Below are 12,028 nucleotides of genomic sequence, written 5' to 3'. Positions count from 1 at the left end.
TTGTTATTGAAAAATTGGAAATACTTATCCACTGAGGCAAATAGCAAAATTGTCTTGAGTTCAAGACAATGCAATGGAAGAGCTTTATCTATTCCAACAAAATCTCATTACTCAAATCTCCTTAGATTGGAAGAGGTATCTATTTTCTGAAATAAAAGGCGATGAAAAATTACTTGGAATCAAGGGAATTCGAGGTGTTGGAAAAACGACATTACTGCTTCAATACTTAATTTCTTCCCCGCTCAATCCTAACCAAAAACTGTATGTAACGGCAGATCATCCCTATTTTTATCAAAACTCTCTCTTTGAGTTAGCTTCACAGTTTTATTCAGCTTCAGGCCAACTTCTATTAATTGACGAAGTACATAAGTATAAAAACTGGTCCAGAGAACTTAAGCTTATCTACGATGGGTTTCCAAATCTAAAAGTAATTTTTACCAGTTCTTCAGCTTTGGATTTGTATAGAGGGGAATCAGATTTGAGTAGAAGATTAATCACCCAAAACCTAGAGGGACTTTCTTTTAGAGAGTATTTGAGATTAACCCAAGCGTTAGAATTACCGAGTTTTTCACTAGAGGAATTGATCACAAACCATCTGGAAATAACGTCCACTTTACTTCCTAAATTGCATGCGATTCCAAATTTCAAGAACTATCTCAACGATGGATATTTCCCAATAGTGAATCAAGTTACACCTGAAAGTGTCAGCAGCAGGCTTTTCCAAATCATCAATACCGTACTTGAAAGCGATCTAGCTTTCGCTAAAGAATATTCCCCATCCAATATTGCCAAAATCAAAAAGCTACTCGGTGTAATCTCGGTTTCAGTGCCTTTCGAACCAAATATTTCAAAAATTGCAGAAAAGTTAGGGTTAGGCAGAACAACCGTCTATTCATTTCTAGCTCATTTGCAAGACGCTAAGCTCATTCGGATGGTTAACAAACAAAATCGGGGAATCAACTATCTGCAAAAGCCTGATAAAATTTATTTCGAAAACACAAATTTTGCTTTTGCTCTGCAATCGCAACCTAATTCCGGAACAATTAGAGAAACGTTTTTTGCCAATCAACTATCAAATACCGGTCATAAGCTTGAACTAAGCACAAAAGGAGACTTTCTAATTGATCAGACTTGGACAGTAGAAATTGGCGGAAAATCAAAAGATGGGGAACAAATCAAAGGAGTTGAGAATAGTTTTTTGGCACTGGATGAACTGGAGATAGGTTTTGGTAAAAAAATCCCATTATGGCTATTCGGTTTTCTGTATTGAAATTTGATTGTAAAAACCCTCAAAAATTCTCCGTCTAAGGGAGAATTGCCTTAATTTCGTGTTCCATCAAAATCCCATAACCCGTTGAAACGCCTCGCAATCCTAGCCTCCGGAAGCGGTAGCAATGCCGAAAAAATCATGGCTCATTTCCAGCATTCTGAAAAAGCAGAAATTGCGCTGGTTGCCTCCAACAAGGCGGAAGCTTTTGTACTGGAGCGGGCAAAGAAGTTCGGCGTTCCCACGTTTACTTTCACCCGTAAGGAGATGGATGCCGGTACTTTACTCGAGAAACTCCAATCTGAAAATATAGATTGGGTGATTCTGGCAGGTTTTTTATTAAAAATCCCAGTTGATTTGATCAGAGCTTTTCCCGATAAAATGGTGAATATACACCCGGCTCTACTGCCAAAATATGGAGGAAAAGGCATGTATGGAAATTTTGTGCATGAAGCGGTAAAAGCTGCAGGTGATACCGAAACAGGGATTACTATCCACTTGGTCAATGAAAATTACGATGAAGGAAGAATAGTTTTCCAGGCTTCCACCCCGCTTACCTCAGCTGATACTCCAGAATCCATCGCCGATAAAGTCCATGCCTTAGAGCACAAGCATTTCCCTGAAATAATTGATGGGTTATTGTAAGACTTAGTACAGTGCTCTTTAAAAAAATCTATAATCTTGCAGAACTATTTTGAACTAGACCTTTTAAAGGGAGACCACATGAGAGATGTAATCCAATTAGATCTGAGGAAATCAGCGGACTTCTCTGCGTCTATCTACGGAATTTCTTATTATACACTTTCAAGCAAAGGAAGGTCTACGGAAGCTCTCAATATTCTAAATCCGCGAACATCTGCGAGCTTTTCTCCGTCTATCTGCGGGAACCCCACCATACTATTCACTTAAAAACACTATCCCATGATTTATAAATCCCCCATTGCCTCCTATTTTATCTTCTTCTTAGTCTCTCTGGCTACCTTCACCATCGCTACCGCTTCCTTAGGCCAGACAATCAAACTTCCCAGCAACGCTGAGATCAACTCCGGTCTGAAAGAAGCATTGGAAAAAGCAACAGGTATCAGCGCAGATCGTCTGGGCGCAAAAGACGGATACTTGGGAAACCTCGATGTCAAAATCCTTTTTCCCGAGGAAGCCAGAAATGTGGAAAAAACACTGCGCTCGATGGGCTTGGGTGACATGGTAGATCAGGCGATCACCGGTCTCAACCGTGCAGCCGAAGATGCAGCACTGGAAGCAAAGCCCATCTTTACGAACGCAATTAAGCAAATGAGTATAGCCGATGTGAAAGACGTTCTATTGGGTGAAGAGAATGCCGCCACTACTTATTTCAACAAAACAACCTCTCCAGCCCTTACGGAGAAGTTTTCTCCTATAATCGATAGCAGCTTGAAGAAAACCGATGCTACCAAATATTGGGAGGATGTAATGACCCAATACAACAAAGTTCCTTTTGTGAAAAAAGTAAACACCGATCTTACAGCCTATGTGACAGGAAAAGCCATTGACGGCCTGTTTGTAGAAATAGCCAAAGAAGAATTGAAAATCCGTGAAGACATCTCTTCCCGATCTTCCCCTTTGCTCCAAAAGGTATTTGGCTATGCCAAGCAGGCTGATAAATAAGGTATCGTACTTTAATCCTAGTGCTATATTTATGTGTAAAAAGCCGGATAAACCTGTCAGGTTTTGCTATTAGCAACCTTAAAAACTTACTTATTCATCAAAAACCGATGGTGTAAACAGGACAGGTTTTAGTCAGTCCTATAAATCCCCCTTGCACCCTTTATCTGGTTTCCCGTTTCCAAAACAAGAAGAGTAGTCCAAGGGGGAGTTGTCTAAGTTCTTGGCTCTAAGATCTTGATACTTGGCACCAGCTACTTATTCACAAACAAAATCATCAATCCAAGGAGGAGTTTCACAGGTCTAGTCACTAGACTCTTGGTTCTAGACTTCAGCCTTAGCTATTCGATATTCAGCATTCGAAATTCGACATTCATTATTGGAACTACTATCTCACTTACAGCACACAGTTTTGTTGTCAGCTTCTCTACTTCCAAGTTGTCTTGAAAATCTAGCATCTTGATTCTTGGCTCTTGATACTTGCTACCTGATACTTGCTACTTTACTATCCCTCATTCACTTTTCAGACTTTCCACCGGATTCATCAGTGCCGTCCGGACCGACTGGAAGCTCACAGTGATCATCGCTATCATCAGCGCTACTAAGCCGGTGACTGCAAAATACCACCATTGCAGTTCGATCTTAAAGGCAAAATTTTCCAGCCAAGCATTTGACAGGTATAAACTTATTGGCACAGAGATCAGAATTGCCAATAAAACGGTCTTGCCGAAATCCTTCGAAAGCAAAGCGACAATACTCCAATCGGTCGCACCCATCGTCTTGCGAATGCCAATTTCCTTAGTTCGTTGCTCGGTCATAAAGGCCGTCAGCCCATACAGACCTAGGCATGCAATAAAGATCGCCAGTAAGGCAGATCCTATAATAATGTTCGCCACACGCTCTTCCTTCTCATAATTACGCTGAAAGTCCTGATCCAAAAACGAATAGACAAAAGGATCTGAAATATTGAGTTTATTCCAACTGGTTTCTGCACTTGCCATAACTTCGTTTGTGCCACTTCCTTCGAAATTAGCGATCAAATATCCTCCCCGATTTTCCTTAATAAAAGCGTACGGATTAATCTTCGTATGAAGACTTTGGTAATTAAAATCCTTCACCACTCCTACAATCTCCAGCGTATTCAACTTCCCGCTCCATTCAAAGTGAACCTTCTTTCCTACAGCATCAGCTACTTCATAGCCTAGAGATTTAATGGCTGATTCATTCAAAATCATCATGGGATATTCTGAGGTGTATTCCTTAGTAAATGTCCTTCCTTCCAGCATCTGAAACCCAAGTGTCTCTACGAAATCATCACCGACATAGGCATTGGTTATGTTCACTACATCCTCCACAGTTTTGCCATCTGCATAGTACATCATATCCTCTATGCTTTCTATTCCCGGATAAGTTGAGGTTAGCGTCACTGATTTTACATTTGGATTCTGCATCAGATTGGTTTTCAGCACATCATATTTGGATACAGCATTTTCACTTTTGAGCGGGAGAATCAATTGTTGGTCTTTTCTGAATCCCAAATCCTGATTTTGGACAAAGTCCAGTTGGTTCTTGATCACAAAAACCATCAAGATCAGACATGCCGAAATAGCAAACTGAAAAATCACCAAGACTTGCCGGAGTGAAAAACCCGACAATCTACCTTTAAATTTCCCTTTCAGTACAGTGCTTGGTGCAAAAGCTGACAGAAAAAATGCCGGGTAGATTCCTGCTACCAAACCAGCCGCAATGGCTAGGATGAAAATCGCCAGTAGAGGAAAAGTCCGTTGGTACAACTCCAAATCTTTACCGGTCAATTGATTGAAATACGGCATTAAAAGCGAAGCAAGTAGAAAAGCCATTATCAGTCCAAGCATGGAAACTATCAAGGATTCACCCAAAAACTGTCTTACCAACCCACTTTTATTTGCTCCCAATAGTTTCCTGATCCCAACTTCCTTCGACCGCTTTTCAGATCTCGCAGTCGCCAAATTCATAAAATTGATGCAGGCAATCAACAGAATAAATATGGCCACAGAGCCAAAAACATACAGTGTCATCTTGCTTCCAGTGGCCCCCAACTCATATTCCATACCGGATTTCAGGTAAATTTCTGCCAAGGGCTGAAGGAAAAGACTTTTGCTAAAGCTTCCCATAGCTATCAAATCCTCTGCGCCATGACGGTCAAAAAACGGAATCAGTCTCTTCTCAAACGCCTCGACATCAGTCTCGGGAAGAAGCTTCACATAGGTATAGAAAATGTTATTAGTCGCCCAATTGGTCATTCCTTTCACTGCATTTCCAATGTCATTGTTTTCCATGGACAGGAAAAAATTGGCATCTATATGGGATTTTAGCCCTGCATCTTCAAATACGCCCGTGATAGTATAATCAAAGTCACCGAAAGGCAAGCCAATGGTAAGGGGCCGGTTCATGGGATCAGCTTTACCGAAGAACTTTTTGGCAAGCGAAGCGGAGAGAATCACAGAATTGGGAGCTTTCAGGGCATTGGAAGGCAGCCCCGTTAGAAATTCGTAGTCGAACACCTGAAAGAAGGTAGAATCTACATAATAACCTTTTGATTCATAAAACTGCATCACCTCACCATTGCTTTCGCTTTTCAAGAGCATTTGGTCAAGTTCGGGAAACTTCATGATCCGGGTAGCATTTTCCACTTCAGAAAAGTCGTTTTTCAATCCTTCCGCCAGCGGACCCGGACTCCCCGCCCATCTGGATTCTTTCGTTTCCAGAGCCACACGGTAGATCCGTTCCCCATCTTTGACATGCTGATCGTACGACAGCTCGTCAAAAACAAACAGACCAATCAGCAAGCATGCCGCTAGACCAACCGCCATTCCAAGCACGTTAATGGCAGTAAGTGTTTTATGCTTTTTGAGGTTTCTAAAGGATATTTTGAAATTGTTTTGCCACATGGTTAGTTGGGATTGAAAGATTTTAATTAGGTATCCGCCGGGGATTGGAAGATGCGAAGTGAGAAAGCAGGAAAGTTGAAAGGTTATAGTCGCTATTGCCAATGCTTAGGAGGCAGGCTTCATTTCATGTTTTATCCTCCGAAGACGGTTTTGCTGTCCGTTTCAGTGAGCTCAACTTATCCAAATTTCAAACTTGAAAACCATCCATCTTGACTCTAAGATCTTGATACCTGATACTTTATTTTGACTCCTGTCTACGCTATTTATCACCTGACCTGCATCCATTTCTTACTCTCCACACTGACAAACGTGATGGGCACGAATTTATCTGTAGGGGCTCCGATGTAATATACGGTCCATGCAGGGTCGAGCTTCGCCAGCATTTCAGAGATGCAATCAGCCCTGTGGGCCATAGGGTTTTGACAATCATCCCAATAAAACAGTTCTACTTTATAATGTAGTGACTTTACCTCATTGTTGATGATGACTTGGATATCAATATTTTGTTTTCCAGGCAAGCTCGGAATAGGAATGGCGATGTGACTCATGGGTTTAGATGTTTGTGTCCGTACTTATTGATTCATGTATTTTGGTTCTAAGGTGTTACCCTACCTGCCTGATAATGAGCAAGCGAAGGGTTGTACTATTATATCTTTGTCTATTGATTCTTAATTCTTTGCTATTGATTATTTCTTCTACTTCCATGCCATTCAAAACCCCTCAGATTGGGCTATTTTGCCATAAAACCAATACATTGAAGCAAATTCACCGAACAATTTTGTCCGCCGGTGGTCAAAGTCAATAATGTGCCAAATATTTAGGCATTGTAAAAAGCTGGGTAGAATATCATCTTTGCATAAAAATCATATTTTCAATTAACCTTCCAAACAAATTCCTGCCATTTCCTTAAAAACAAATCCATATTTGCAGCAGTATTTGCACTAGAGCTAGATTTTGGGCAATTTTTCAAATAATTAAGGCAACCAACAAAGATTCTTTTTAGGAAATTGAAGTACTGATTATTAAAAACCTATAATTCTTCACAAGATGCACCCAATAAAAATCACCATTCTCTGTTTTTTACTACTTATCAGCCCGTTCCTATTGGCACAAGAAAAAATAGATGATGTAAAAAGTATCAATGGACTTGAACTTGCATCTACGCTTGAAAGCTTGGAAAGTGAACTTCAGTTAATCACAGGTACAGAATCAATCTATCAAAACAATCCATGGCTAGCGGCAAGTGTAAAAAGAAATTTTGACGTAGGAATTCAGGAGGGGATTTATCAAGGCTTTCCTTTGAGGATTGTCAATGGGAAAGAAGCACATGATTTAAGATTAACCTATTTGTCCGGCAGCTTATACAAATGCAGATGGACTTATAATAAGCGCGATATCCCCAATATGGAAAGTGGGGTCAAAGACTTCATTACATATTTCATTAAAAAATTTGGCCCTCCGGCAGAGACCTTTTCCAACGAAACCTTTATTTGGAAAGGGGATGTGAATAGACTCACTATAAACTATTACAACGGAACTGTACAAATTGAATGGCGGGACAATATTTCTGACAATAGAGCCAAACAACTCACCGAGGGTTGAATTACAGAGTTTATTTCCAAAAAAAGTGAGCACTTGAGTTACATCATCGACTTCCTTCCTTGGGAAGGGAGAACCATCTTTCGGGAGACAAACCTATCAGACATGTAATCCAAGCTGTTGGCTCTGCAGAATTCTCTTTGCCGGTCCTTACAAAGACAGACTTTCATCCAAGAATGTAATCTCAATGTGACTTTTACTTTAAATCTGTGTCAAACACACATAGTAAACCTGAAATCGTCTTAAAATCAATCAAGGATTATAGTATCGAATGAAAGCCTCACCAGAACATGATAAACAAGAGCTACAGCGGGTCTCTTCTTTATCTGACGAAGCGCTTGTGAGGCTGATTGTAGAGACGAGAGAGTCTTCATATTATGGAATTTTATATGACAGATATGCTGACAAAATCTATAACAGATGCCTAAGGTTCATACCGATGAAAGCCGAAGCCCAGGATTTGACCCATGACCTGTTTATTAAGCTTTATTACAAATTGAAATCCTATGAGGGAAGATCTTCATTTTCCACCTGGCTGTATAGTTTCACCTACAACTTCTGTCTGAACCATATCAACAGAAAGCATAAAGTAAAGCAAGAGAAAGAACAGGCGCTCCATGAACAGATGGAGATAGAAGAGCAGGAAATTGATGATAGTGAGATTTTCGCTTTGAAAGCTGAAAAGTTAAAAGTTGCGCTTGATCTGATTGATCCCAATGAAAAGCTGATACTGCTTATGAAGTATCAGGATGAATTCTCAGTCAAAGAAATAGCCGAATCCCTCCAACTTGGAGAGTCGGCTGTCAAGATGAGGATTAATCGGGCTAAAAAGAAAGTATTGGAAAAATACAATAATTTGGGCGAGTGAAAAATCCATTTAAAGAAATACTGGAACACGACCAGTTGCCCGAAATTATCAAAAACAGGGTAATGAAGGACGTTAACCTGATCAATCTCACGATCGATCTGGCAGATCTGTTCTTGGTCAAAAATCCCGGATTATTCAAAACTGTATTTAGTAATGAGGAGGAGTCCAAAAACCCTGACAATACAAAAGATTTAAACAACAAAGAAGATGAATGATCTAGTAGAGAATATGCAAGCTAGCTATGGAGTGTTTGAGAATTTATTCCATCAAATGTTGGTCTTTTTACCTAGCCTGGTGGGCTTTATGCTATTTCTTCTTTTTGCCTGGCTATTTTACAAATTCAGCATATGGCTGGTAACCAGAATTTTGAAATCCGTTAAACTGGATCAGTTTTTTCAAAAGAACTTTCCGGGAATTGAATCATGGAAATTCAAGATCAATCCCTCCTTCATTATTCTAGCCTTTATCAAAATAGCCTTATTGCTGATTTTTGTAGTATTGGGCTCTGAGATATTGGGCTTACCTGTGCTCTCACAAGAACTTGGGAAGCTTCTTAATTTCCTCCCAAGGCTAGTGATAGCCATCTCGCTGATTTTCATAGGGTTTACTATTTCAGGAGCAGCAAAGAACCTGATTTTCAATGTATTCAATTCTTTTGGGTTAACAGGAGCCAAATTGATATCGACGATTGTCGGCTACTTGATCCTCTTTGTTATCGTACTAATCGCCATTGAGTTGGTCGGTATAGATACGAGCGTTATCACCAACAACCTGTCTATCCTTCTGGGAGCCCTTCTTCTCTGTATCACGCTGGCGGTAGGATTGGGTTCTGTCGAGCTCGTCAAGAGAATACTTTTTGGATTTTACTTCAAGAAAAATTTCCAAATAGGGCAACTCATTGAGTTCGACAATATCCGTGGAAAAATCATAAAAATGGACAATATCAATATTGTCCTGCAGCGTAACGAAGGTAAGCTTGTAGTCCCCATCAAAGATCTGATCGATGCCCGGGTGAGCATTTTGGAAAACTAGCTTAGCTATATTCCCGACACAGTTCAAAATTCAAAGCCTCTCGTAGTTCATGAAGGGTAAATGGCTTTGGTAATACTGTAAAGATCCCCAGTTGTATTAACTCCCTGTCTGAATCTCCCAGTTCCTCTCCTGTTACCAATATTATTTTCATGGCGGGATAGTCCCTCTTAAGATTTTTACTTAGGGAAATACCATCCATATCAGGCAGGTTCACGTCCAGCAGAATAATTGGATATCTGTTGGTATTCAGCAAGGCAATTGCACGCTTAGAGTTCTCAGCGGTGTCACAGAATATACCTAATTTACCCAATTGCTTACGGACGACTATTCTATTGACTATGTAGTCATCGACCACAAGAACTTTCCTTCCGGGAACGTTGACCTGGCTGATTTCAGGTTTTGGCAAGCCACTGGATACCAATTCAAACTCAAGACTAAAAGAAAAGGCGGATCCCAGTCCATTTTTACTTTTTAAATAGATTTCGCTATCCATACTATGGAGAAGCTTTCTGGTAATCGCAAGACCAAGCCCAGAGCCGACCTGCTTCTCGCTTACCCGGTTGGGAATTTGAACAAAATCCTTAAACAGTTTATTCTGATCGTTGCTACTTATTCCACAGCCGGAATCTTTGACTACAAAGTGAACCTTAGCTTTCCCCTCAACAGACTTTTGCAAGTAGACAGAAAGCTTCACAAACCCAAACTCAGTGAATTTCACCGCATTGGAAATCAGGTTATTTAGAATTTGGGTTAATTTAGTCGCCAGCCCAACTACCTTGGTAGGAACAAGAGAATCGATTTCCAGAATAAAAGAAAGTCCATTCCTCTTACAGATAAGAGCATATTGGGCAGTGAGGTCCCTGAGAAGATCATGAAGATCAAATAACGCTTCCTTTTCCAAAGACCCATATTCCCCTTTCCGTTCGAGCAAATAATTATTCAGAAGGTTTTTTAGATGTGTGGCAGAATTATGAATGATATTGACCAAATCTTGCTGTTCGTCAGACTCACTGTCTTTAAGCAATTCAGAACTACCTATGACAATATTCAGAGAATTTCTGATCTCGTGAGACAACTCATCATAGAGCTTATAGCTTCCTGTTTTTATCATAATGGATTAAATTAGTTGGTCAATATGGCAGAGCAAAAACTCCTAAAAGAGCCGGATTATTTTTACAAACAACTTGAAATACATGTGTTTTTGACCTTTATCAGTAATTCACACTTTCAGTCTTAGTTTTTTGAGAAAGGATATAGCTAAAATCCCTGCCAAAAAAAATGGAATAACCTGTTCCAATCGTTTACTCGGCATTTTCTGCTTTGATTAAAAACTATCTGACTTCGGTTAATTAGAAACCGGATTTTAAAAAAAGTCACACCCCTAATCATTTTTTTACTTGACGGATAAGCTGATTAAGGGGTATGTGGAACGGGTTACCTGCCGTCAACTCCTTTTGTGGGTATTTTTAACCGTATTTTAAATAGACATCTGCCCGTATCAAGGGTAATCACCCCGTGCTGAATTTACCCAAAAAGATTCTTGGGATAAATCATCTTGTTATTTATAAACATTTTCATTCCGCCCGGTATGGCCTTTTAAGTCAATCAGTCCAAAAAAATACTTTATATACAATTATAGCATGAATTTCCCCATTGTGTAGGTAAAGAAAGGAGAGTAAACAGGAAGGTGATTTTTTATCTTCCAGCTGCTTCCGGAGAAGCAGAACAGCGGAACTCTTCCGCTCTTTAAGCTTTGTTTGTGCGCTTTGCAGTTTAAAAAATCTTCATTCTTCCACAGGTTTCACACGAGGCTATTGATGATTTGACCGCCTTGTGGTCTTTTGGCATAAAAACCAAAAATATTTTCCTCATTCCAAATCCTCTTGAAGGAAATATTAATTTGGCACCGGCAGAATTCCTTAAGCTTGAACGTATGGCGAAAGTATTACATGAGCGATGATAAGAGTTATAACAGAAAACTTACTCCACTTGGCAGTTGTGTTTCCAATTATTCTACTCACACTGAGAAATAGAAATATGGAAACACTGAAAATTTTAGCAGCATTTGTCATCTTCTGTCTGTTGAATGCAGTCTTGTTAAATCTGCCATTTGTATACTCTGAAATAAGAATCATCAATGGAGATTGGAATTGGTCTGGTAAACTATATGCCATACTAGGTTCTTTAGTTTTCTTGTCGCTATACAGAAAATTCCCCTTGTCAGATTACTTTTTAACGCTGCGCCAGAATAAGAAATTCTTTACTAAAGGAATTTACATCCTATGCTCAATTTTGTTAATCAATAGCATAGTGGCTTTCTTCTCTCCTGTACAAACGTTAAGCATAGAAACACTCCTGTTTCAATTTTCAATGCCTGGAATCAACGAGGAAGTCGCATACCGTGGTATAATGCTGGGGCTATTACTCAAAGTTTTAAAAAGTAATTCCTTGATTTTAAATCCATCTGTTTGGATCACAGCACTATTATTCGGAATGGCACATGGATTTTTCCTTTCAAAGGAATTTGATGTGATATTTAAATTTCAACCATTTTTTTGGTCATTTATTTATGGCTTGATTTGGGGATGGCTCACTGTAAAAAGCGGCAGTATTCTAGTAGCTTTAATCTCCCATAATTTGGGAAATGGGCTAGGAAATCTAATTAGAATGAGATGAAAGATCGCATAAAAT

11 protein-coding genes are annotated in these 12,028 nt (G+C 39.6%); 8 read left to right on the top strand and 3 right to left on the bottom strand.

Annotation, left to right across the window (positions count from 1 at the left end; translation table 11 throughout):
- The first annotated feature begins 73 nt into the window (after positions 1-73).
- The 3 genes from ID165_RS00795 to ID165_RS00785 all read left to right on the top strand — a co-directional run bounded on the left by ID165_RS00795 (position 74) and on the right by ID165_RS00785 (position 2,911).
- A complete protein-coding gene (locus ID165_RS00795; protein WP_192348517.1) occupies positions 74-1,270 on the top strand; it encodes an ATP-binding protein in 1,197 nt (398 codons plus the stop codon).
- An 84-nt stretch (positions 1,271-1,354) separates the two neighbouring features.
- Positions 1,355-1,912 carry a phosphoribosylglycinamide formyltransferase gene (gene purN / locus ID165_RS00790; RefSeq protein ID WP_192348516.1) on the top strand — a complete coding sequence of 186 codons (558 nt, stop codon included), beginning with the start codon at positions 1,355-1,357 and terminating at the stop codon, positions 1,910-1,912.
- 276 nt (positions 1,913-2,188) lie between these two features.
- Positions 2,189-2,911, top strand: coding sequence for a DUF4197 domain-containing protein (locus ID165_RS00785; protein WP_192348515.1), 723 nt, complete (start codon positions 2,189-2,191; stop codon positions 2,909-2,911).
- Positions 2,912-3,420: 509 nt separating this feature from the next.
- Here ID165_RS00785 and ID165_RS00780 read toward each other — a convergent pair.
- The gene (locus ID165_RS00780) at positions 3,421-5,838 is read right to left on the bottom strand and encodes an ABC transporter permease (RefSeq protein WP_192348514.1); all 2,418 of its coding nucleotides are present in this window, start codon (positions 5,836-5,838) and stop codon (positions 3,421-3,423) included.
- A gap of 266 nt (positions 5,839-6,104) precedes the next feature.
- Positions 6,105-6,386 (bottom strand): hypothetical protein, encoded by a 282-nt coding sequence (locus ID165_RS00775; RefSeq protein ID WP_192348513.1) that lies wholly within the window; start codon positions 6,384-6,386, stop codon positions 6,105-6,107.
- Between the two features lie 556 nt (positions 6,387-6,942).
- Between ID165_RS00775 and ID165_RS00770 the strand changes: the two genes are divergently transcribed.
- The 4 genes from ID165_RS00770 (at position 6,943) to ID165_RS00755 (ending at position 9,337) form a co-directional block, all read left to right on the top strand.
- Positions 6,943-7,440, top strand: a complete 498-nt coding sequence (locus ID165_RS00770) for a hypothetical protein (RefSeq protein WP_225586923.1) — start codon at positions 6,943-6,945, stop codon at positions 7,438-7,440.
- Positions 7,441-7,708: 268 nt separating this feature from the next.
- Positions 7,709-8,305, top strand: a complete 597-nt coding sequence (locus ID165_RS00765) for an RNA polymerase sigma factor (RefSeq protein WP_192348511.1) — start codon at positions 7,709-7,711, stop codon at positions 8,303-8,305.
- Positions 8,302-8,520: a hypothetical protein gene (locus tag ID165_RS00760; protein ID WP_192348510.1), complete on the top strand. Its 219-nt coding sequence runs from the start codon at positions 8,302-8,304 to the stop codon at positions 8,518-8,520. Before ID165_RS00765 ends, ID165_RS00760 begins: the two co-directional genes overlap by 4 nt.
- Positions 8,513-9,337 carry a mechanosensitive ion channel domain-containing protein gene (locus tag ID165_RS00755; RefSeq protein ID WP_192348509.1) on the top strand — a complete coding sequence of 275 codons (825 nt, stop codon included), beginning with the start codon at positions 8,513-8,515 and terminating at the stop codon, positions 9,335-9,337. Before ID165_RS00760 ends, ID165_RS00755 begins: the two co-directional genes overlap by 8 nt.
- Position 9,338: 1 nt before the next feature.
- On the opposite strand, the gene ID165_RS00750 is transcribed toward ID165_RS00755, so the two are convergent.
- Positions 9,339-10,448 (bottom strand): response regulator, encoded by a 1,110-nt coding sequence (locus ID165_RS00750; RefSeq protein ID WP_192348508.1) that lies wholly within the window; start codon positions 10,446-10,448, stop codon positions 9,339-9,341.
- Positions 10,449-11,374: 926 nt separating this feature from the next.
- Between ID165_RS00750 and ID165_RS00745 the strand changes: the two genes are divergently transcribed.
- The gene (locus ID165_RS00745; protein WP_192348507.1) at positions 11,375-12,013 is read left to right on the top strand and encodes a CPBP family intramembrane glutamic endopeptidase; all 639 of its coding nucleotides are present in this window, start codon (positions 11,375-11,377) and stop codon (positions 12,011-12,013) included.
- The last annotated feature ends 15 nt before the right edge of the window (positions 12,014-12,028 follow it).

Origin of the sequence: Algoriphagus sp. Y33, from assembly GCF_014838715.1 — a bacterium.
In the GTDB taxonomy this organism is placed as follows: Bacteria; Bacteroidota; Bacteroidia; order Cytophagales; family Cyclobacteriaceae; genus Algoriphagus.
Note: the sequence above shows the minus strand (reverse complement) of the source record. Positions and strands in the feature narration are given on the sequence as shown.

Bases quoted from the DNA above. Each gene is read 5' to 3' on its own strand.
- ID165_RS00780 (WP_192348514.1), bottom strand. From the start codon at position 5,838: ATGTGGCAAAACAATTTCAAAATATCCTTTAGAAACCTCAAAAAGCAT.
- ID165_RS00755 (WP_192348509.1), top strand. From the start codon at position 8,513: ATGAATGATCTAGTAGAGAATATGCAAGCTAGCTATGGAGTGTTTGAG.
- ID165_RS00775 (WP_192348513.1), bottom strand. From the start codon at position 6,386: ATGAGTCACATCGCCATTCCTATTCCGAGCTTGCCTGGAAAACAAAAT.
- ID165_RS00785 (WP_192348515.1), top strand. From the start codon at position 2,189: ATGATTTATAAATCCCCCATTGCCTCCTATTTTATCTTCTTCTTAGTC.
- ID165_RS00750 (WP_192348508.1), bottom strand. From the start codon at position 10,448: ATGATAAAAACAGGAAGCTATAAGCTCTATGATGAGTTGTCTCACGAG.
- ID165_RS00745 (WP_192348507.1), top strand. From the start codon at position 11,375: ATGGAAACACTGAAAATTTTAGCAGCATTTGTCATCTTCTGTCTGTTG.
- ID165_RS00765 (WP_192348511.1), top strand. From the start codon at position 7,709: ATGAAAGCCTCACCAGAACATGATAAACAAGAGCTACAGCGGGTCTCT.
- ID165_RS00795 (WP_192348517.1), top strand. From the start codon at position 74: ATGGAAGAGCTTTATCTATTCCAACAAAATCTCATTACTCAAATCTCC.